This window comes from Streptomyces canarius (assembly GCF_014650735.1).
GTDB classification, from domain to species: Bacteria; Actinomycetota; Actinomycetes; order Streptomycetales; family Streptomycetaceae; genus Streptomyces; species Streptomyces olivaceoviridis.
Window position 1 is genome coordinate 295,944 of record NZ_BMVN01000001.1, and the last position, 21,048, is coordinate 316,991.

16 protein-coding genes and 1 pseudogene are annotated in these 21,048 nt (G+C 70.1%); 13 read left to right on the forward strand and 4 right to left on the reverse strand.

Translation table 11 applies throughout. The annotated features are described in order from the left end of the window. Positions 1 to 301 precede the first annotated feature (301 nt). The 10 genes from ngcE to IE294_RS01210 all read left to right on the forward strand — a co-directional run bounded on the left by ngcE (position 302) and on the right by IE294_RS01210 (position 13,859). Positions 302 to 1,747, forward strand: a complete 1,446-nt coding sequence (ngcE, locus tag IE294_RS01165) for an N-acetylglucosamine/diacetylchitobiose ABC transporter substrate-binding protein (protein ID WP_189881320.1) — start codon at positions 302 to 304, stop codon at positions 1,745 to 1,747. A gap of 29 nt (positions 1,748 to 1,776) precedes the next feature. Further along, complete coding sequence (locus tag IE294_RS01170; protein ID WP_189881321.1) at positions 1,777 to 2,703, forward strand: carbohydrate ABC transporter permease; 927 nt, start codon at positions 1,777 to 1,779, stop codon at positions 2,701 to 2,703. 4 nt (positions 2,704 to 2,707) lie between these two features. Further along, complete coding sequence (locus IE294_RS01175; protein ID WP_189881322.1) at positions 2,708 to 3,631, forward strand: carbohydrate ABC transporter permease; 924 nt, start codon at positions 2,708 to 2,710, stop codon at positions 3,629 to 3,631. Between the two features lie 203 nt (positions 3,632 to 3,834). Then, the gene (locus tag IE294_RS01180; RefSeq protein ID WP_189881323.1) at positions 3,835 to 5,034 is read left to right on the forward strand and encodes an ROK family transcriptional regulator; all 1,200 of its coding nucleotides are present in this window, start codon (positions 3,835 to 3,837) and stop codon (positions 5,032 to 5,034) included. Between the two features lie 170 nt (positions 5,035 to 5,204). Continuing rightward, on the forward strand, positions 5,205 to 6,275 hold the full coding sequence (locus IE294_RS01185; protein ID WP_229916975.1) for a sugar ABC transporter substrate-binding protein: 1,071 nt from the start codon (positions 5,205 to 5,207) through the stop codon (positions 6,273 to 6,275). Positions 6,276 to 6,472: 197 nt separating this feature from the next. Further along, positions 6,473 to 7,264: an ATP-binding cassette domain-containing protein gene (locus tag IE294_RS01190; protein ID WP_189813958.1), complete on the forward strand. Its 792-nt coding sequence runs from the start codon at positions 6,473 to 6,475 to the stop codon at positions 7,262 to 7,264. Next, positions 7,261 to 8,541 (forward strand): sugar ABC transporter permease, encoded by a 1,281-nt coding sequence (locus IE294_RS01195; protein ID WP_189881325.1) that lies wholly within the window; start codon positions 7,261 to 7,263, stop codon positions 8,539 to 8,541. Before IE294_RS01190 ends, IE294_RS01195 begins: the two co-directional genes overlap by 4 nt. Positions 8,542 to 8,733: 192 nt before the next feature. Then, a complete protein-coding gene (gene dxs, locus IE294_RS01200) occupies positions 8,734 to 10,662 on the forward strand; it encodes a 1-deoxy-D-xylulose-5-phosphate synthase (RefSeq protein ID WP_189881795.1) in 1,929 nt (642 codons plus the stop codon). A 149-nt stretch (positions 10,663 to 10,811) separates the two neighbouring features. Further along, positions 10,812 to 12,332, forward strand: a complete 1,521-nt coding sequence (locus IE294_RS01205) for an amino acid permease (protein ID WP_189881326.1) — start codon at positions 10,812 to 10,814, stop codon at positions 12,330 to 12,332. Positions 12,333 to 12,404: 72 nt separating this feature from the next. Beyond that, a complete protein-coding gene (locus tag IE294_RS01210; RefSeq protein ID WP_189881327.1) occupies positions 12,405 to 13,859 on the forward strand; it encodes an ArnT family glycosyltransferase in 1,455 nt (484 codons plus the stop codon). A gap of 99 nt (positions 13,860 to 13,958) precedes the next feature. Here IE294_RS01210 and IE294_RS01215 read toward each other — a convergent pair whose 3' ends face one another. Next, positions 13,959 to 14,354 carry a PIN domain-containing protein gene (locus tag IE294_RS01215; protein ID WP_189881328.1) on the reverse strand — a complete coding sequence of 132 codons (396 nt, stop codon included), beginning with the start codon at positions 14,352 to 14,354 and terminating at the stop codon, positions 13,959 to 13,961. Between the two features lie 73 nt (positions 14,355 to 14,427). On the opposite strand from IE294_RS01215, the gene IE294_RS01220 reads away from it, so the two are divergent. After that, positions 14,428 to 15,444: a PLL family lectin gene (locus tag IE294_RS01220; RefSeq protein ID WP_189881329.1), complete on the forward strand. Its 1,017-nt coding sequence runs from the start codon at positions 14,428 to 14,430 to the stop codon at positions 15,442 to 15,444. 15 nt (positions 15,445 to 15,459) lie between these two features. Then, positions 15,460 to 15,849, forward strand: a complete 390-nt coding sequence (locus IE294_RS01225; protein ID WP_189881330.1) for a hypothetical protein — start codon at positions 15,460 to 15,462, stop codon at positions 15,847 to 15,849. Positions 15,850 to 15,927: 78 nt separating this feature from the next. Here the strand turns inward: IE294_RS01225 and IE294_RS01230 are convergent, their stop codons facing one another. Together IE294_RS01230 and IE294_RS01235 are read right to left on the reverse strand one after the other, a co-directional pair. Next, entirely contained in the window at positions 15,928 to 18,057 is a 2,130-nt protein-coding gene (locus tag IE294_RS01230) for a 3-hydroxyacyl-CoA dehydrogenase NAD-binding domain-containing protein (protein WP_189881331.1), read from the reverse strand. Then, positions 18,054 to 19,271 (reverse strand): thiolase family protein, encoded by a 1,218-nt coding sequence (locus IE294_RS01235; RefSeq protein WP_189881332.1) that lies wholly within the window; start codon positions 19,269 to 19,271, stop codon positions 18,054 to 18,056. The genes IE294_RS01230 and IE294_RS01235 overlap by 4 nt, the downstream gene beginning before the upstream one ends. A 213-nt stretch (positions 19,272 to 19,484) precedes the next feature. On the opposite strand from IE294_RS01235, the pseudogene IE294_RS01240 reads away from it, so the two are divergent. Continuing rightward, a pseudogene (locus tag IE294_RS01240) lies at positions 19,485 to 19,732 on the forward strand (carbohydrate ABC transporter permease); the annotation flags it as partial. Between the two features lie 7 nt (positions 19,733 to 19,739). Here the strand turns inward: IE294_RS01240 and IE294_RS01245 are convergent. Continuing rightward, a complete protein-coding gene (locus IE294_RS01245; RefSeq protein WP_189881333.1) occupies positions 19,740 to 21,026 on the reverse strand; it encodes a ribonuclease D in 1,287 nt (428 codons plus the stop codon). Positions 21,027 to 21,048: the final 22 nt, after the last annotated feature.

Sequence of the window (21,048 nt, forward strand, 5' to 3'; positions counted from 1 at the left end):
AGCTACGGGGCGCAGGAACCAGTAGGTGGTCAAGTGGCCCGTGATGTCAAGGGTGTTGGCTGTGGCATTCAGGGAGTTATGTCGCGAATTTTTCCGGCGGGCCGTTCCGCGGGCCCTTCATATTTCCGCGAGGTCTCAACTCGGAAAAGACCCCACGCGAACCCTGCATTCGATCTTGCCCAGTTGGCGGGAAGTGGACTATACCTGTCGGCGTTTCCAGCACGAGCCAGCACTACCCGACAGCGGTGCCGGGGAGGATCCGGTTCACCGCCTGAGTCCTGGAGAAGGCGAGGACTTGAGCATGGGATCCAACGTGCACCACGGCGTCGAAGGTGTGGGCCGTCGTGACCTGATCAAGCGGTCCGCGGCGCTCGGCCTGGTCGCGGCCCCGGGAATGGGCCTGTTGTCCGCCTGTGCCAGCGGGGGCGGTGACGGACAGGACAAGGCGAAGGCGGGCAAGAAGACCTCGAAGAACCCCCTCGGCGTCAACGACACCGCGGGCATGGAGTTCGTCCTCTTCGACGGCGGCTTCGGCAAGGAATACGCCCAGGACGCCGTAAAGGTCTACGGGAAGGACTTCCCCAAGGCCAAGGTGAAGTTCGCGACCACCCAGAAGATCCAGTCCACCTTGCAGCCCCGCTTCAACCAGGGCAACCCGCCGGACCTCATCGACAACTCCGGGGCCGAGCAGATGGACATGGGGGTGCTCGTCGGCAAGAACCAGCTGGCCGACCTCACCCCGCTGCTGGACGCGCCGTCGTACGACGACCCGGCCAAGAAGGTCCGCGACACGCTGCGCCCCGGCATCGTGGAGATGGGCCAGTTCGACGGCAAGCCGGTCTGGGTCCTGTACTACGCCTACACGGTCTACGGCGTCTGGTACTCGCAGAAGGCCCTCGACTCGCTGGACGCGCAGTACCCGCAGACCTGGGACGAGATGCTGGCGGTCTGCGCGAAGGCCAAGAAGAAGGGCATGGCGGGCTGGACGTACGCGGGCAAGTACCCGTACTACATCCCCTTCTCGCTCTACCCGATGATCGCCAAAGTGGGCGGTCGCGAGGTCCTCGACGCCATCGACAACCTGGAGCCGAACGCCTGGAAGCACCCCGCGGTCAAGGCATGCTTCGAGGCCTACTACGAGCTGTACAAGAAGGGCTACGTCCTCAAGGGCACCCCGGGCCTGGACCACATCCAGTCCCAGACCGCCTGGGCCAAGGGCGAGGCACTGTTCATCCCGAACGGCTCCTGGGTGGAGAACGAGTCGGCCAACGTCATCCCGGCCGACTTCGACCTCGCCGTGTCCGCGCCCACCGGCATCGACTCCTCCGACAAGCTGCCGTTCGGCACCATCTGGGCCTCCGGTGGTGAGCCCTTCATCGTGCCGGCCAAGGCGAAGAACACCGAGGGCGGCATGGAGCAACTGCGCATCCTGCTCTCCGAGGCGTCCTCGAAGAACTTCACCACCAAGGTGAAGTCACTGACCGCGTACAACGGAGGCACCAGCGGCATCAGCCTCACCCCGGGTCTGAAGTCGGGCGTGGCGGCGCTGGACAAGGCAGGGTCCAACGTGGTGAATCCGCGTCTTCAGGACTGGTACGTGCAGTTGCAGAAGGAGAAGATCGGCGTGTCCGGTCTCGGCGAGATGATGGCCGGACGGCTCACCCCGGCCGAGGCCATCAAGAAGATCCAGGGCTTTGCCGACGAGGCGGCGAAGGACACCTCGATCAAGCACTACAAGCACCAGTAATCCAGCACCCTGACAGCACCGGAGTGGCGATGCAACACGGCAAGTACCGGTTCATCGTGGGGTTTCTGGCACTGCCCCTCGGACTGTACGCGCTCTTCGTGGTGTGGCCGTTCATCCAGTCCATCTACTACTCGTTCACGGACTGGACGGGCCTCAGCCCCGAATTCGAAATGGTCGGCTTCGACAACTACAAGAGGATGTTCGACGACGACATCTTCTGGAAGTCGCTGGAGCACAGTCTGCTGTTCGCCCTGGTGCTGCCGGTGGTGACGATCAGTCTCGCGCTGTTCCTCGCCTTCATGATCAATGTGGGCGGACGGCGCAGAAGGGGCGGCCCCGTGATCTCCGGGGTCCGGGGCTCGTCCTTCTACAAGATCGTCTATTTCTTCCCGCAGGTGCTGTCGATCGCGATCGTCGCGCTGCTGTTCGCCTTCGCCTACAACCCGGACAGCGGCGCGATCAACTCGCTCCTGCGCGGCATCGGCCTCGACGGCGTGCAGCCGCTGTGGCTGGGCGACCCGAGCCTCGCCCTGTGGTGCGTGATGGCGGTGCTCGTGTGGTCCACGGTCGGCTTCTTCGTGGTGCTGTTCTCCGCGGGCATGGCCTCGATCCCGGCCGAGCTGTACGAGGCGGCGCTGCTGGACGGCGCCGGCCGCTTCACCACCTTCTTCCGCGTCACCCTGCCGCTGCTGTGGGACACCGTGCAGTCCGGCTGGGTGTACATGGGCATCCTCGCGCTCGGCGCCGAGTCGTTCGCAGTCGTACAGATCATGACGACCGGACCGGGCGGTCCCGACTACTCGACCACGGTGATGGTCCTGTACGTGTACCAGAAGGCGTTCCGGGACGGTCAGGCCGCCTACGCCACCACCATCGGCGTCGCCCTGCTCGTCGTCACGCTCGCGTTCGCCGCGATCGTGATGAGGCTGGGCCGTCGCGAGCGGCTGGAGTACTGAAGCGATGAAGACGACCGAGACCCCCGCGCCGCTGCCGGCCGAGTCCGGCGCCGGCGTCTCCAAGGTGGACGTGCCGTCCACCGGGCCCGCCGTGCGCAAGAGGGAGGGCAACGTCCTCAACGTCTTCTCCCACGGCATCCTGGTCATCTGGGCGATCATGGTGGTCCTGCCGCTGGTGTGGGCGGTGATGACGTCCTTCAAGGACGACAGCTCCATCTTCGGTTCACCCTGGTCCCTGCCCGACAGCCTGCACTTCGACAACTGGGCGCGGGCGTGGACCGACGCCAACATGAGCGACTACTTCCTGAACACCGTGCTGGTGGTCGGCGGCTCGCTGATCGGCACCCTGGTGCTCGGCTCCATGGCGGCGTACGTGCTGGCCCGCTTCGACTTCCCCGGCAACCGCTTCGTCTACTACCTGTTCGTCGGGGGCATGAGCTTCCCGATCATGCTCGCGCTGGTCCCGCTGTTCTACGTCGTCAACAACATGGGGCTGCTGAACACGATCCACGGCCTGATCCTGGTCTACATCGCCTACTCGCTGCCGTTCACGGTCTTCTTCCTCACGGCGTTCTTCCGCACCCTGCCCACCTCGGTGGCGGAGGCTGCCTTCGTCGACGGCGCCTCGCACGCGCGGACGTTCTTCCAGATCATGCTGCCCATGGCGAAGCCGGGTCTGATCAGCGTCGGCATCTTCAACTTCCTGGGCCAGTGGAACCAGTACATGCTGCCCACGGTGCTCAACACCGACCCCGACAAGAAGGTCCTCACCCAGGGACTGGTCCAGCTGGCGGCCAGCCAGGGCTACAAGGGTGACTGGTCAGGACTCTTCGCGGGCCTGGTCATGGCGATGCTGCCGGTGCTCGCGGCGTACATCGTCTTCCAGCGCCAGGTGGTGCAGGGACTGACCGCGGGGGCGCTCAAATAGGGGCTGCGCCCGGCGGGGCAGTCCCGCGGCCGTCCCGAGACGCACACCGTCCCGTCGCCCGGGAGGGTGTGCGTCGTGGTGTCCATGTACCCGGAAACGGTTCAACCTCTTGACGGGAGTCGCCCCGAACGGCTCAGCTTAGAGTTCACTAGTTGGACATACACGGGGCCTCGCCGAAGCGGCCCCGCGCTCAGGAGGTCGTCGTGGAGACTCCAGGGTCGCAGTCGTCACTGCACCGAGCCAACCTGGAGCGGGTGGTCCGGGCCGTACGGCTGGCCGGGTCCCTCACGCAGGCGGAGATCGCGCGGACCACCGGGCTGTCCGCCGCGACCGTCTCCAACATCGTGCGGGAGCTGAAGGACGGCGGGACCGTCGAGGTCACGCCCACCTCGGCCGGCGGGCGGCGGGCCCGCAGCGTCAGCCTGAGCGGGGACGCCGGCATCGTGATCGGGGTCGACTTCGGGCACACCCACCTACGGGTCGCGGTCGGGAACCTCGCCCATCAGGTGCTGGCCGAGGAGGCCGAGCCGCTGGACGTCGACGCCTCCGCCGACCAGGGCTTCGACCGGGCGGAACAGCTGGTCAACCGGCTGATCGCGGCGACGGGCGTGGACCGCGCCAAGGTGGCCGGCGTGGGGCTCGGGGTGCCGGGTCCGATCGACGTCGAGTCGGGCACGCTCGGCTCGACCGCGATCCTGCCCGGGTGGGGCGGCACCAAGCCCGCCGAGGAGCTGCGCGAACGGCTCGGCGTGCCGGTGCACGTGGACAACGACGCCAACCTCGGCGCATTGGGCGAGCTGGTCTGGGGCAGCGGCAAGGGTGTCCGGGACCTGGCGTACATCAAGGTCGCGAGCGGTGTCGGCGCCGGTCTGGTGATCGACGGGAAGATCTATCGCGGCCCGGGCGGCACAGCGGGCGAAATCGGGCATATCACACTCGATGAATCCGGCCCGGTCTGCCGCTGCGGAAACCGCGGCTGCCTGGAGACGTTCGCCGCGGCGCGCTATGTGCTCCCGCTGCTCCAGCCCAGCCACGGCTCCAGCCTGACGATGGAAGGCGTCGTGCGGCTGGCCAGGGACGGTGACCCGGGCTGTCGTCGGGTGATCGCCGACGTCGGCCGCCACATCGGAAGCGGGGTGGCCAATCTCTGCAATCTGCTGAACCCGAGCCGGGTGGTCCTCGGCGGTGATCTCGCCGAGGCCGGTGAGCTGGTGCTCGGGCCGATCAGGGAGTCCGTCGGCCGCTACGCCATTCCCAGCGCGGCGCGCCAACTGTCCGTTCTCCCGGGGGCACTTGGCGGCCGCGCGGAGGTGCTCGGAGCGCTCGCCCTCGCCCTCAGCGAGATGGGCGATTCGACCCTTTTGGAGGGTGCGCTGTCCTTGGCGGCTCCTGTCTTCACTTAGAGAACGGATGGCACCGTTGCCATCTCGTTAAGGATTTACTTCTTGACGTCGCACGTGTGGCCGAGTTGACTTCCAGCCACCTCGGCCGCAACGACGCGGCCTCGTCAGGGAGGTTTTGAAGAGTGAACAAGCGCATGCGTCGTGCTGCCTTTGCTTTCTGTGCCACCGCAATGACCGTCTCGCTCGCCGCCTGCGGCAGCGCGAAGGAGTCCGGCGGCAACGGTGACAGCGGGAAGACGACCACCCACAAGGGTGATGACATCACCGTCGGTCTGCTCCTGCCGGAGAACCAGACCGCCCGCTACGAGAAGTTCGACAAGCCCATCATCGAGAAGCAGATCAAGGATCTGACGAACGGCAAGGGCAAGGTCGACTACCTCAACGCCAAGCAGGACGCGACCCTCCAGTCGCAGCAGATCGACACGATGATCACCAAGAAGGTCGACGTGCTGATCCTGGACGCGGTCGACTACAAGGCGGTCGCGCAGGGCGTCAAGAAGGCCAAGGACGCGGGCATCCCGGTCGTCGCCTACGACCGTCTCGCCGAGGGCCCCATCTCCGCCTACACCTCGTTCGACAACGTCGAGGTCGGCAAGACGCAGGGTGAGGCCCTGCTGAAGGCCCTGGGCGGCAAGGCCAAGTCCGGCAAGATCGTCATGATGAACGGCTCCGTGACCGACCCGAACGCCGCGCAGTTCAAGAAGGGCGCGCACGAGGTCCTCGACGGCAAGGTGAACATCGGCAAGGAGTACGACACCAAGGAGTGGAAGCCGGAGAACGCCAACGCCAACATGGAGGGCGCCATCTCCGCCCTCGGCAAGGACAAGATCGTCGGCGTGTACTCCGCCAACGACGGCATGGCGGGCGGCGTCATCACCGCGCTCAAGGGCGCGGGCCTCAAGACGCTTCCCCCGGTCACCGGCCAGGACGCCGAGCTCGCGGGCGTGCAGCGCATCGTGTCGAACGAGCAGTACATGAGCGTCTTCAAGTCCTACCCGCAGGAGGCCGAGACCGTCGCCAAGATGGCCGTCTCGATCGTCAAGACCGGCAAGGTCGACGGCTCGCTCGGCGCCAGCACCGTGGACAGCGGCACCGAGAAGGGCATTCCGGCCGTCATCGTCCCGGTAGTCTCGCTGACGAAGGACAACATCAAGGACACGGTCATCAAGCAGGGTTACTACACGGTCGACCAGATCTGCACGGCCAAGTACAAGGCCGCCTGCGACAAGATCGGCCTGTAACACCCCAGGGGGCCGCCCCGGCGGCGGTCCCACCGGCCTGCACGGCAGACGCGCGCCCACTGTCCGCGCGCCCGTGCCGGCACGTCCGGCGCCCCGCCGCCGACAGCCCCGCAGCACAACGGCGGGGCGCCGGACGGAACGCCCCTCACTCTTCATGTTCAACCTCCCGCCGGGGTCAGGCTCGGGCGGCGAAGGAGATGGTTCACGTGTCCGCTACGCCCGTGCTGGCGTTGCGCGGGGTCTCCAAGCGATTCGGTGCCGTTCAGGCGCTCACCGACGTAGAGCTTGAGGTCCACGCCGGAGAGGTGGTTGCCCTCGTCGGCGACAACGGCGCCGGCAAGTCCACCCTTGTCAAGACGATCGCGGGTGTGCACCCCATCGATGACGGTGTCATCGAGTGGGAGGGCAGCCCCGTCACGGTCAACCGCCCGCACGACGCCCAGAACCTGGGCATCGCGACGGTCTACCAGGACCTCGCCCTGTGCGACAACATCGACGTCGTGGGCAACCTGTTCCTCGGCCGTGAGATCAAGCGCCGCGGTGTCCTGGACGAGGTCGAGATGGAGCGCCGCTCGCGCGAGCTGCTCCAGACGCTCTCCATCCGCATCCCCAGCGTGCGCATCCCGATCGCGTCGCTCTCCGGCGGTCAGCGCCAGGTCGTGGCCATCGCCCGCTCCATGCTCGGCGAGCCCAAGCTGGTCATCCTCGACGAGCCGACCGCCGCCCTCGGCGTCGAGCAGACCGCCCAGGTCCTCGACCTCGTCGAGCGGCTGCGCGAGCGCGGCCTCGCGGTCATCCTCATCAGCCACAACATGGCCGACGTGAAGGCCGTCGCCGACAAGGTCGCCGTGCTGCGGCTCGGTCGCAACAACGGCGTGTTCGAGGTCAAGACCACCTCGCAGGAAGAGATCATCTCCGCCATCACCGGCGCCACGGACAACGCCGTGACCCGTCGTGCGGCGCGCACCACCGCGGAGGCTCAGAAGTGAGCATCGACAAGACCCAGGCCGAGCCCGTCGACGCGCCCGCCGTCGCGGCCGACGCCGCCCCCGCCGTCGACCCCCGCCTGCTCGTGCGCGAGCAGGGCTTCGCGGGCTACATCACCGAGTTCAAGCGCAAGATGCGCGCCGGCGACCTCGGCGCCCTGCCGGTCGTGGTCGGCCTCATCGCCATCTGCGCGATCTTCCAGAGCCTGAACTCCGCCTTCCTCGGTGCGGAGAACCTCAACAACATCTTCGTCGCCATGGTGGCCACCGGCATGATGTCGGTCGGCATCATCTTCGTGCTGCTGCTCGGCGAGATCGACCTCTCCGTCGGCTCCGTCTCCGGTGTCTCCTCGGCGATCACCGCCGTGATGAGCGTCACGCACGGCGTCAACGAGTGGCTCGCCGTCCTCACCGCCCTCGCGGCCGGCGCGGCCATCGGTGCCCTGCACGGCTTCTTCTTCGCCCGGATCGGCGCGCCCGCGTTCGCGGTGACCCTGGCCGGTCTGCTGTTCTGGAACGGCTTCATGCTCCAGATCCTGGGCTCGAACGGCACGATCAACCTCGACGGCGACGGCGTGGTCGGCAAGCTCACCACGTACTACTTCTCGGACGTGGCCGCCGCCTACCTCCTGGCCTTCGTCGCGGTCGCCGGATACTTCCTGTCGGCCTTCCTCGGCAACCGCCGCCGCGCGCTCGCGGGCATCCCGTCCCGCCCGCTCAGCGACATCGTGCTGCGCACCGTGCTGCTCGCGGTCGCCGCGTTCGCCGTCGCGGTCATGTTCAACCAGTACAAGGGTCTGCCGCTCGCGGTGCTGCTCTTCGCGATCGTCCTGGTCGGCAGCGACTTCGTGCTGCGCCGCACCGCGTACGGCCGCAAGGTCTTCGCGCTCGGCGGCAGCGTCGAGGCGTCCCGCCGCGCCGGTATCAACGTCACCCTGGTGCGCGTCTCGGTCTTCGCCATCGCGGGCCTCTTCGCCTCGGTCGGCGGTCTGTTCTGGGCCTCCAAGATCGCTGCCGCCAACCAGAGCGCCGGCTCCGGCGACCTGCTGATGAACGTCATCGCCGCGGCCGTCATCGGCGGCACCAGCCTCTTCGGCGGCCGGGGCCGCACCTGGAACGCGCTGCTCGGTGTCCTCGTGATCACGTCGATCCAGTACGGCCTCGCCCTCCAGGGCATCGCCACCCCGATCCAGTACATGATCACCGGTGGCGTGCTCCTCGCCACGGTCGTCATCGACTCGATCACCCGCAAGACCCAGAAGTCGGCCGGCCGCGCCTGAGTGCACCCGACGCACCACCCTTGCCCGGCACCGTCCCACGGTGCCGGGCAAGGGCGTGTCCGGGCCGACCACACGGGTACAGCCGTTCGCGTGAGGCATGACCCCCCGCCCGGCCATCGGGCGTGCGGACGGAACATTAGACTCGTCGAAGCCCGGCAACAGCTCGATCAGCTCTACTGCAAGGAGGCACGGGTGCCGCTGCTGACCCGCATCAGGGGACCGCGCGATCTGGACCGGCTCAGCCTGGAGGAGCTGGACCAGCTGGCGGAGGAGATCCGGACCTTCCTCGTCCAGGAGGTCTCCAAGACCGGCGGGCACCTGGGCCCCAACCTCGGTGTGGTGGAGCTGACCATCGCCCTGCACCGGGTCTTCGAGTCCCCGAAGGACAAGGTGCTGTGGGACACCGGCCACCAGTCCTACGTGCACAAGCTGCTCACCGGCCGGCAGGACTTCTCCCGGCTGAAGATGAAGGGCGGCCTGTCGGGCTACCCCTCGCAGGCCGAGTCCGAGCACGACGTCATCGAGAACAGCCACGCCTCCACCGTGCTCGGCTGGGCCGACGGCATCGCCAAGGCCAACCAGCTGCGCCGGCAGGACAGCCATGTCGTCGCCGTCATCGGTGACGGGGCCCTGACAGGCGGTATGGCCTGGGAGGCGCTCAACAACATCGCCGAGGCCAGGGACCGGCCGCTGGTCATCGTCGTCAACGACAACGAGCGGTCGTACGCCCCCACCATCGGCGGCCTCGCCAACCACCTGGCCACCCTGCGCACCACCGACGGCTACGAGCGCTTCCTGGCGCGGACGAAGGACATCCTCGACCGCACCCCGGTCGTCGGCAAACCGCTGTACGAGACCCTGCACGGCGCCAAGAAGGGGCTGAAGGACTTCATCGCCCCGCAGGGCATGTTCGAGGACCTCGGCCTGAAGTACGTCGGCCCGATCGACGGCCACGACATCGAGGCGCTGGAGTCGGCGCTGGCCCGGGCCAAGCGCTTCGGCGGGCCGGTGATCGTGCACTGCCTGACCGAGAAGGGCCGCGGCTACCAGCCCGCCCTCCAGGACGAGGCCGACCGGTTCCACGCCGTCGGCAAGATCCACCCCGACACCGGGCTGCCGATCGCCTCCTCCGGCGCCGACTGGACCTCGGTCTTCGGCGAGGAGATGGTCAGGCTCGGCGAGGAGCGCGAGGACGTCGTCGCCATCACGGCGGCCATGCTCCAGCCCGTCGGCCTCGACAAGTTCGCCAAGCAGTTCCCCGAGCGGGTGTACGACGTCGGGATCGCCGAGCAGCACGGCGCCGTCTCCGCCGCCGGCCTCGCCTACGCCGGGCTCCACCCGGTCTTCGCCGTGTACGCCACCTTCCTCAACCGCGCCTTCGACCAGGTCCTCATGGACGTGGCCCTGCACAAGTGCGGTGTCACCTTCGTGCTCGACCGGGCCGGCGTCACCGGCACCGACGGCGCCTCGCACAACGGCATGTGGGACATGTCGATCCTCCAGGTGGTGCCGGGGCTACGGCTCGCCGCGCCGCGCGACGCCGACCAGGTGCGGGCCCAGCTGCGCGAGGCCGTCGCCGTCGACGACGCGCCGACCGTGGTGCGCTTCTCCAAGGGAGCCGTCGGCCCCGCCGTACCCGCCGTGGGCCGGATCGGCGGCATGGACGTGCTCCGGGAGCCGGGCACCGACCGGCCGGACGTGCTGCTGGTCTCCGTCGGCGCGCTCGCCCCGATGTGCCTGGAGATCGCGGAGCTGCTGAACAAGCAGGGCATCTCCACCACCGTGGTCGACCCCCGCTGGGTCAAGCCCGTCGACGAGGCCATGGCCCCGCTGGCCGAACGGCACCGGGTCGTCGTCACCGTCGAGGACAACAGCCGCGTCGGCGGTGTCGGCTCCGCCGTCGCCCAGGCCCTCAGGGACGCGGGCGTGGACGTGCCGCTGCGCGACTTCGGCATCCCGCCGCGCTTCCTCGACCACGCCTCCCGCGCCGAGGTCATGGCCGAGATCGGGCTGACCGCGCCCGACATCGCCCGCCAGGTCACCGGGCTCGTCTCCAAGCTGGACGGGCGGTTCGACCGTACGGCGGGTGCCGTGGACTCCGTGGAGCCCGCGCGCGACTAGAAACCGCCTCCACGGGCCGGTTCCGCCGCTTCTCCCGGTGGCGGAACCGGCCCGTTTGCGTGAACCTGCCTGTGCCGGGGAATACGCTCCCAGGCCCTCTCGATCATGTTGAGCCATATCGAGGTCTCACAAGCGTGGGAGGTAGGTACGTGAGCAACGCGCTGTTCCGGACGAAAAACGTCGAGCAGTCCATCCTGGACACCGAGGAACCCGAACACTCGCTCAAGAAGTCGCTGACCGCCCTCGATCTGACCGTGTTCGGCGTCGGTGTCATCATCGGCACCGGCATCTTCGTCCTCACCGGCACGGCGGCGAAGAACACCGCCGGCCCCGCCGTGTCGCTGTCCTTCGCCGTGGCCGGTGTCGTCTGCGCGCTCGCCGCCCTCTGCTACGCCGAGTTCGCCTCCACCGTCCCCGTGGCGGGCTCCGCCTACACCTTCTCCTACGCCTCGCTCGGCGAACTCCCCGCCTGGATCATCGGCTGGGACCTCGTCCTCGAACTGGCGCTCGGCACGGCCGTGGTCGCGGTCGGATGGTCCGGCTACATAGCCTCGCTGCTCGACAACGCGGGCTGGCACCTGCCCGAGGCCCTCTCCGGCCGGGACGGCGCCACCGGCTTCGGCTTCGACATCCTCGCCGCGGCCCTCGTCCTGGTGCTCACCGCCATCCTCGTCATCGGCATGAAGCTGTCCGCACGGGTCACCTCCGTGGTCGTCGCGGTCAAGGTGGCCGTCGTCCTCGTCGTGATCATCGCGGGTGCCTTCTTCGTGAAGAGCGGGAACTACGACCCCTTCATCCCGAAGGCGCAGTCCGCCGAGGCGAGCGGGAACCTCAAGGCCCCCCTGATCCAGCTGATGATCGGCTGGGCGCCCTCGCACTTCGGCGTCATGGGCATCTTCACCGCGGCCTCCGTGGTCTTCTTCGCGTTCATCGGCTTCGACGTCGTCGCCACCGCCGCCGAGGAGACCCGCAACCCGCAGCGCGACGTCCCGCGCGGCATCCTCGGCTCCCTGATCATCTGCACCGCCCTGTACGTCGCCGTGTCGATCGTCGTCACCGGCATGCAGAAGTACAGCGCGCTGTCCGTGAAGGCGCCCCTCGCCGACGCGTTCAAGGCCACCGGGCACCCCTGGTACGCGGGCCTGATCAGCTTCGGCGCCGCCGTCGGCCTGACCACGGTCTGCATGATCCTGCTGCTCGGCCAGTCCCGGGTCTTCTTCGCCATGAGCCGCGACGGGCTGCTGCCCCGCTTCTTCTCGCACACCCACCCGCGGTTCCGCACCCCGTACCGGTCCACCATCCTGCTCGGCGGCGTCATCGCGATCGTCGCGGGTTTCACCAGCCTCAGCGAACTCGCCGAACTGGTGAACATCGGCACGCTGTTCGCGTTCATCGTCGTCGCCCTCAGCGTCATCATCCTGCGCAAGTCCCGCCCGGACCTGCACCGCGCCTTCCGCACCCCGTGGGTCCCGGTCGTCCCGATCCTGTCCGTGTGCGCCTCGCTGTGGCTGATGCTCAACCTGCCCGCCGAGACCTGGATCCGGTTCGCCATCTGGATGGTCATCGGCTTCTTCGTCTACTTCTTCTACGGCCGTTCGCACAGCCGTCTCGCCCGGCGCGAGGAGACCGCGGCCGGCGAGGCCGCGCGCCCGCCGAAGACGACCGGGTAACCCGCACACTCGCGCCCCGGTCCCGTATGTCCCGCTTCGGCTGGGACGGCGGGGCCGGATAGCGTGCGGACCATGCTCGCCGCCCCGCTCGCCCCCGCACGGACCACGGTCACCCGGACGGCGTACTGGGCGCGGCTGCTGCCCCTCCTGGCGACCCTGGCCTGCGTCACCCGGATCCCCTCCTTCCGCCGGCCGCTGTGGAACCCGGACGAGGGCTTCCTCGCCGTACAGGCGCGCCTCCTCGCCCAGGGCGGGGAGCTGTACGACACGGTCGTGGACCGCAAGCCGCCGCTGCTGCCCTGGCTCTACCAGGCCGCGTTCGCGCTCTGCGGCTCCGGCTCCCTGACCCCGCTGCGGGTGCTCGCCGTCCTCGCCCAGCTGCTCACCGCCGTCCTGCTGGCCTCCCTGGCCCGCCGCCGCTGGGGCGAGCGCGCGGGCCGCACCGCCGGGGTGCTCTACCTGCTGGTCTCCGTCGGGCTCAACCCCGAGGACGCGCAGGCCGCCACCTTCGAGGTGTTCATGCTGCCCTGGACGGTCGCCGCCCTGTGGTGTGCCGACCGGGGGCGCTGGGGCGCCGCCGGGGTCGCCGTCGCCGCCGCGTTCCTCACCAAGCAGACCGGCGGCGCGGTGCTGCTGCCGGTGGCCTGGCTGCTGCACCAGCGGGGCGGCAGCCGCGCGGGCCTGCCACGGCTCGCGGCCGGCTGCGCCGTACCCGTGCTCGGCGCGGCCCTGGCGACGGACCCGGCCGGCTTCCTGTTCTGGACGGTGACCGGCTCCGCCGCCTACGCCTCCGTCACCGGCTCCGAACTCCACGTCCTGGTCCGCGCGCTGACCAACACCGCGATCCTGGCGGTGGCGTCGGCGGGGCTGCTCCCGCCGGTCGTACGGGCCCTGCGGGGCGCCCGCGCCAAGGCGGCCGAGGTGTGGCTCTGGCTGTGGCTGGCCTCCTCCGCGGTCGCCGTGGTCCTCGGCTGCCACTTCTTCGGCCACTACTACCTGCAACTCACCCCGCCGCTCGCCCTGCTGGCCACCGCCGCGCTGCACGTCCTGCCCCGGGACGGGCACCCGGCCGCCGTACTCACCTCGGCCTGCTGCTGCGCCCTCTTCGTCGGCTGGGGCCTGTTCGCCCCGCGCCCCGACCTCGCGCACGCCGAACGGCTGGCGGCGGCCCTCGCGCACCGCACGGCACCCGCCGACCGGGTCCTCGTCTGGGGGATACACCCGGAGACGTACTGGCTGGCCGGCCGCACCCCCGCCACCCGCTACCTCACCGCGGGCCTGCTCACCAACTACAGCGGCGGCCGGGACGGCCCCCAGGTCGGCGAGAAGTACGCCGTCGCCGGTGCCTGGCCGGTCTTCCGGCGCGAGATGACCGCGCACGCACCCGCCCTGGTCGTCGACGACTCCCGCGGCGAGCCGTACGCCCCCGCCCGCCTGCCCACCCTGCACCGCCTGCTGACGGCGGGTTACACCGAGGTGGCCAGGGTGGACGGCGCGGTCCTGTACGCCCGGCTGCCGGAGGGCTGACGGCGAGGCCGCCGTGCCGACGGGACGGCGGTGGCCTCGCGGGCGCCAGGGGCGGGTGCCGGCGGGCGGCTTTCTGGTCCCGTGAACGGGTGGTGCCGCTCAGCCCAGGATCGTGCGGGGGCCCGTCACCTCCGCGCCCAGGGCCGTCACCCGGCGGCGCAGTTCGCGGTCGGCGGTCACCACCAGAAGGGCCCGGCCGGCGTGCTCGGCGGTCAGCTCCACGATCCGGTCGTCCCCGCTGCCCGGTGCCGACTCCACCCGCACGCCCGGGACGGATGCCACGCCCCGGGCCGCGCCCTCGACCACGAGCACGATCTCCACGGGCCCCGTGTGCCCGGGCAGCCCCTCGCTCGCCAGCCGGTCCCGCAGCCGCTCGGCCGCCCCCTTGCGGTCCCGCCACCAGCCGTCGGGCCGCGACCCGACGACGTTCGCGCCGTCCACCACGACGAGCAGGGGGGAGGGGGCGGGGGAAACGGGGCCGAGGGGGTCGGTCATGCACCCCAGGGTCCCATGGCCGTGGCCGGGGGCCGGGCCCCGGGGCCGGTACCGAGCGGCTTAAAGTGAACCGGTGAACGGCGACTGGCTCCTCCGCGGCCGAGACGGCCGGCTCAGTGTCTACCAGCTGTCGGGCGACGCCGTCCTGTGCCGGGCGGAGCGCGGCCCCCGCGGCCCCTGGTCCGCCCCGCGCAAGGTCGGCGGCGAACAGAAACTGCACACCGTCCTGGCGGTCGGCCAGGGCGCCGACGGCTACGCCCACCTGGTCTCCTGGCGGCCCACCGTCCAGGGCGAGTCCGGGCTGGTGCACTCCACGCACTTCCGCCCGCACCTGGCGGCCCTGGACTGGCACCCGGTCGGCCACCCGGACAAGAAGGGCGACCGCACCGGCACGCCCGCCGTCGCGGTGGACGCCCAGGGCCGCGCCCATGTCTTCGTCCGCAACAAGGGCGGCGGGGTCGGCATGCTCGCCCAGAAGGAGAAGGGCGGCTGGGACCCCTGGCGGGACCTCGAGGGCAAGGAGGTCCAGGACGGACTCGCGGCGGTCACGGGGGAGTCCGGCCGGGTCGAGCTGTACGCGGCCGTCCCGCAGGGCCTGCTGTACTGGCGTCAGGAGGAGCCGGGCACCCAGCCCGTGCTCCAGGAGGCGCTGAAGGCGCCGGTTCGCCCGGGCACCCTGCGCGCCCTGGCCACCTCCCCGGAGCGTACGACCGTCTTCTACACCGGCACCTCCGGCGACCTGTGCGCCTGGCGTCCGGGCGGCGAGCCGGTCACCCTGCTGCCCGCGGCCGGCCCCGGCCCGGTGTCGGCGGTCCGCTGCGACCTGGACGGCCACGACTGCACCCTGCTGGTCCAGCGGACCGAGAGCCGCCGCGTCGCCTTCGCCGCGTATCCGACCGAGCTGGAGTCGGCGGGCGCCTGGTGGACCGAGTCGGGCCCCGAACTCCCGCTGGACGCGCTGGTGTCCCTCACGACGGACGAGGAGGACCGGGTGGTGGCGGCAACGTTGTCCCCGTCGACCGGACGGCTCCTGCTGACCCGGCGCAAGGACGAGCCGGGGCTGGCGCTGGAGGCGTGGCGGGAGGTCTGAGCGCGCCATGATGGGATGGCCGTCGTGGACACCGAGACACTCATCGACGCCTGGCGGCGTCTCCTCGCCGGATCCGGAAAACCGTGGGTGCTGTTCGAGCACGGCACGTGCGTGGTGCTGGAGGAGCCCGGGGGAGGGCTCGCCGACCGGGCCACCGAGATCCTGCGCGCGTACGGCCCCGTGAGCGTGGGCGGTCCGGCGGGCGACTTCCGTGTGCTCGAACTGAAGAACGGCGAGGGCTGGCTGGTGACGGGCCACCATCCGGACGTCGTCACCTTCGTCGCCCTTGAGGAGTCCGAGGACCCCTCGCACCTGGCCGTGGGCATGCTCGGGCGTTCCCGCCGCGACCGGGACGGCAGGGACCTCCACGTCGTCCACGTTGAGGACGGCCGGCCCCGGACCTGAGCCCCGGCCGGTGCACGCAAACGCCGGGTGCCCGCACCCCGGCAGGAGTGCGGGCACCCGGCGGTCACCGGCGGAGCGTCACGCCGGGACGCTCGCCACGCCCGGAGCGAGGAACCGCTTGCCGTTGACGCGCTCGCTGACGCCCTCACGGTCCAGGTACGGCGTGATGCCGCCCAGGTGGAAGGGCCAGCCGGCGCCCGTGATCAGGCACAGGTCGATGTCCTGGGCCTCGGCGACGACGCCCTCGTCGAGCATGAGCCCGATCTCCTGCGCCACCGCGTCCAGCACCCGCGCCCGCACCTGCTCCTCGGTCAGCACGACATCGCCCTGCTTGAGCAGCGCGGCGACCTCCGGGTCCAGCTCCGGCTTGCCGCTGTCGTAGACGTAGAAGCCGCGCTTGCCCGCCTCCACGACCGCCTTGAGGTTCGGGGAGACCGTGAAGCGGTCCGGGAACGCGCCGTGCAGCGTCTCGGAGACGTGCAGACCGATGGCGGGGCCGACCAGCTCCAGCAGCACCAGCGGGGACATCGGCAGACCGAGCGGCTCGACGGCCTTCTCGGCGACCTCGACCGGGGTGCCCTCGTCGATGACGTTCTGGATCTCGCCCATGAAGCGGGTCAGGATGCGGTTCACGACGAACGCCGGGGCGTCCTTGACCAGCACCGCGGTCTTCTTCAGCTTCTTGGCGACGGCGAACGCGGTCGCCAGGGACGCGTCGTCGGTCTTCTCGCCGCGGACGATCTCCAGCAGCGGGAGGACGGCCACCGGGTTGAAGAAGTGGAAGCCCACGACCCGCTCGGGGTGCTTGAGCTTCGACGCCATCTCCGTCACCGACAGGGACGAGGTGTTGGTGGCGAGGATCGCGTGCGCCGGGGCGACCGCCTCGACCTCCGCGAACACCTGTTGCTTGACGCCGATCTCCTCGAACACGGCCTCGATGACGAAGTCCGCGTCGGAGAAGCCCTCCGCCTTGTCCAGGACACCGGTCACCAGCGCCTTGAGGCGGTTGGCCTTGTCCTGGTTGATCCGGCCCTTGCCGAGCAGCTTGTCGATCTCGGCGTGGACGTAGCCCACACCCTTGTCGACCCGCTCCTGGTCGATGTCGGTCAGCACGACCGGCACCTCCAGGCGGCGCAGGAAGAGGAGCGCGAGCTGCGAGGCCATGAGGCCCGCGCCGACCACGCCCACCTTGGTGACCGGGCGCGCCAGGTTCTTGTCCGGGGCGCCGGCCGGACGCTTGCCGCGCTTCTGCACCAGGTTGAAGGCGTAGATGCCGGCGCGCAGTTCACCGCCCATGATCAGGTCGGCGAGGGCCTGGTCCTCGGCGTCGAAGCCCTGCTGGAGGTCCTCGTTCTTCGCGGCGGCGATGATGTCGAGGGCGCGGTAGGCGGCCGGGGCCGCGCCGTGCACCTTGGAGTCCGCGATGAAGCGGCCCTTGGCGACGGCCTGGTCCCAGGCCTCGCCGCGGTCGATCACCGGGCGCTCGACCTTGACGTCGCCCTTGAGCACCTGGGCGGTCCAGATCAGCGACTGCTCCAGGAAGTCGGCACCCTCGAAGAGCGCGTCCGCGATCCCGAGGTCGAAGACCTGCTGGCCCTTGAGCTGCTTGTTCTGGTTGAGCGAGTTCTCGATGATGACCGAGACGGCCTTCTCGGGGCCGATCAGGTTCGGCAGCAGCGTGCAGCCGCCCCAGCCGGGCACCAGGCCGAGGAAGACCTCGGGCAGCGAGAACGCCGGGATCGCCTTGGAGACGGTGCGGTAGGCGCAGTGCAGGCCGACCTCGACGCCGCCGCCCATGGCGGCGCCGTTGTAGTAGGCGAAGGTCGGCACGGCCAGGCCCGAGAGGCGCTTGAAGACCTCGTGGCCGCCCTTGCCGATGGCGAGCGCGTGCTCGTGCTCCTTCAGCAGTTCGACGCCCTTGAGGTCGGCGCCGACCGCGAAGATGAACGGCTTGCCGGTGATGCCGACACCGACGATCTCGCCGTCCGCGGCCTCCTTCTCGACCTGGTCGATGGCGGTGTTCAGGTTCGCCAGCGAGGCCGGGCCGAAGGTGGTCGGCTTGGTGTGGTCCAGGCCGTTGTCCAGCGTGATCAGCGCGAAGCGGCCGGCGCCGGCGGGGAAGTCGAAGTGGCGTACGTGCGCGCTGGTGACGACCTCGTCGGGGAACAGGTCCGAGGCCTGCTTCAGAAGCTCGGCGGTGGTGCTCACTTGTCCCCCTCGAAGTGCGGGTTCTCCCAGATGACCGTCGCGCCCATGCCGAAGCCGACGCACATGGTGGTCAGGCCGTAGCGGACCTGCGGCTGCTCCTCGAACTGGCGGGCCAGCTGCGTCATCAGGCGGACGCCGGAGGAGGCCAGCGGGTGGCCGAAGGCGATGGCGCCGCCGTACTGGTTGACGCGCTCGTCGTCGTCCGCGATGCCGTAGTGGTCGAGGAAGGCCAGCACCTGCACGGCGAAGGCCTCGTTGATCTCGAACAGGCCGATGTCGGAGATGGACAGGCCCGCCTTGGCGAGGGCCTTCTCCGTGGCCGGGATCGGGCCGTAGCCCATGACCTCCGGCTCGACGCCGGCGAAGGCGTACGACACCAGGCGCATCTTGACCGGCAGGCCGTTCTCGCGGGCGAAGTCCTCGCTCGCGATGATCGACGCGGTGGCGCCGTCGTTCAGACCGGCCGCGTTGCCGGCGGTGACCCGGCCGTGCACACGGAACGGCGTCTTGAGGGTCGCCAGGTTCTCCAGGGTGGTCCCCGGGCGCATCGGCTCGTCGGCGGTGACCAGGCCCCAGCCGGTCTCCCCGCCCTCCGGGCTGGTCCGGCGCACCGAGATCGGCACCAGGTCCTGCTGGATCTTGCCGTTGGCGTACGCCTTGGCGGCCTTCTCCTGGGAGCGCACCGCGTACTCGTCGGCGCGCAGCTTGGTGATGTGCGGGTAGCGGTCGTGCAGGTTCTCCGCGGTCATGCCCATGAACAGGGCCGACTCGTCCACCAGCTTCTCGCTCACGAACCGCGGGTTCGGGTCGACGCCCTCGCCCATCGGGTGGCGGCCCATGTGCTCGACGCCACCGGCGATGACGGCGTCGTAGGCGCCGAAGGCGATCGAACCGGCGGTGGTCGTCACGGCGGTCAGCGCGCCGGCGCACATGCGGTCGATGGAGTAACCGGGCACGGACTGCGGCAGGCCCGCGAGGATGCCGGCGGTACGGCCCAGGGTCAGGCCCTGGTCACCGATCTGGGTGGTCGCCGCGATGGCGACCTCGTCGATCTTCTTCGGGTCCAGACCGGGGTTGCGGCGCAGCAGCTCCCGGATCGCCTTCACGACAAGGTCGTCGGCGCGGGTCTCGTGGTAGATGCCCTTCGGGCCCGCCTTGCCGAACGGGGTACGGACGCCGTCGACGAAGACGACGTCCCTGACGGTACGAGGCACGATGGCTCTCCTCCTGTGCGGATGGCACTGCTGCGTTGCGCTGAGCGCGCGCTCAGGACCATGCTACTTATGAGTAACGTAGCTGCACAGTCCGGGAGGCGGGAGCGGCGAAGGTCACATCCTCCGGGGCCCACCGGGGCGGCGCTGTGGACCCTCGGGGCGTCAGTACCGGCATGGGTACGGGGTGCGAGCCCGGACCCTGCCCCGTGCTCGGCGATCGCCACGGTGGTGATCGTGAAGGGGATAGCCGTCTACAACGACTTCCACATCCCCTTCCTCTCCATGCCTCCCAGGATCTTGGCGTGATCTCGACGTTCCTGTTCCGCTTCCGCGGCCCCTACGGCGCCCACTGGGAGATCATCTCGGCGGGCACGGTCCTGGTGATCCTGCCGACCCTGATCGTCTTCCTTGCACCCCAGCGGTTCGTCTGCAACGGCTTCGTGCGAGGAGCGACCCGGTGACGACTCCTCAGCCCCGCACCGACAGCGCGTCGACCAGCACCGGTGTGACCAGCTCGATCTGCCAGGGCCGCGCGCCGTACCCGGCCAGCGCGGCGCCCACGGACTCCTCGTCGACGGACGCCGGCGGCTCCCAGCAGATCCGCCGCACCGTGTCCGGGGAGATCACGTTCTCCTGAGGCATGGTGAGCCGCTCGGCCAGCGCGGTCACCCCCGCCCGGGCGGCGGACAGCCGGGCCGCGGCGGCCGGATCCTTGTCGGCCCAGGCACGCGGCGGCGGAGGCCCCGTCACCGGCTGCCCCGGCTGCGGCAGCGCACTGTCGGGAAGGGCCTTGGCCCGGTCCACCGCGGCCTGCCACTGCTCAAGCTGCCGCCGCCCCATCCGGTGCCCGAACCCGTTCAGCCCGGCGAGGACGTGCACATTGCCCGGCAGGGCCAGCGCCGCCTCCACGATGGCCGTGTCGCTCAGCACCTTCCCCGGCGACACGTCCCGCCGCTGCGCGATCCGGTCCCGCGTCTGCCAGAGCTCGCGCACGACCGCGAGCTGCCGGCGCCGGCGCACCTTGTGCATCCCGGACGTGCGGCGCCAGGGGTCCTTGCGCGGCTCGGCCGGCGGCGCCGACGCGATCGCGTCGAACTCCTGAAGGGCCCACTCCAGCTTGCCCTGCCGGTCCAGCTCCTTCTCCAGGGCGTCGCGCAGGTCGACGAGCAGTTCGACGTCGAGCGCCGCGTACCGCAGCCAGGGCTCGGGCAGCGGGCGGGTCGACCAGTCGACGGCGGAGTGGCCCTTCTCCAGGACGAAGCCGAGGACGCCCTCCACCATGGCGCCGAGACCGACCCGGGGGAAGCCCGCGAGCCGGCCGGCCAGCTCGGTGTCGAACAGCCGACTCGGGACCATGCCTATCTCGCGCAGGCACGGCAGGTCCTGGGTGGCCGCGTGCAGCACCCACTCCACGCCGGACAGGGCCTCGCCGAGGCCGGACAGGTCGGGGCAGGCGACGGGGTCGATCAGCGCGGTCCCGGCGCCCTCGCGGCGCAGCTGCACCAGGTAGGCGCGCTGCCCGTAGCGGTAGCCGGAGGCGCGCTCGGCGTCCACGGCGACCGGGCCGGTGCCGGCGGCGAAGGCGGCGATCACCCGGTCGAGGGCAGCCGCGTCGGCGATCACGGGCGGAATGCCCTCGCGCGGTTCGAGCAAAGGAGTCGGCGCCCCCATCACAGAAGAACCTGCGTCGTCCGGAGGGGTGCCCCCGGTGGTGCGCAGGGAACTGTCTGCTGCGGTGTCTTGGGCGTCGGTCACCTGTCAAGGGTATCCGTGTGTG

Excerpts from the sequence above, each read along its gene's own strand:
- IE294_RS01215 (WP_189881328.1), bottom strand. The coding sequence starts at position 14,354 with ATGACCGACCCCCTCGGCCCCGTTTCCCCCGCCCCCTCCCCCCTGCTC.
- IE294_RS01225 (WP_189881330.1), top strand. The coding sequence starts at position 15,460 with ATGGCCGTCGTGGACACCGAGACACTCATCGACGCCTGGCGGCGTCTC.
- IE294_RS01210 (WP_189881327.1), top strand. The coding sequence starts at position 12,405 with ATGCTCGCCGCCCCGCTCGCCCCCGCACGGACCACGGTCACCCGGACG.
- IE294_RS01190 (WP_189813958.1), top strand. The coding sequence starts at position 6,473 with ATGGTTCACGTGTCCGCTACGCCCGTGCTGGCGTTGCGCGGGGTCTCC.
- ngcE (WP_189881320.1), top strand. The coding sequence starts at position 302 with ATGGGATCCAACGTGCACCACGGCGTCGAAGGTGTGGGCCGTCGTGAC.
- IE294_RS01175 (WP_189881322.1), top strand. The coding sequence starts at position 2,708 with ATGAAGACGACCGAGACCCCCGCGCCGCTGCCGGCCGAGTCCGGCGCC.
- IE294_RS01170 (WP_189881321.1), top strand. The coding sequence starts at position 1,777 with ATGCAACACGGCAAGTACCGGTTCATCGTGGGGTTTCTGGCACTGCCC.
- IE294_RS01185 (WP_229916975.1), top strand. The coding sequence starts at position 5,205 with ATGACCGTCTCGCTCGCCGCCTGCGGCAGCGCGAAGGAGTCCGGCGGC.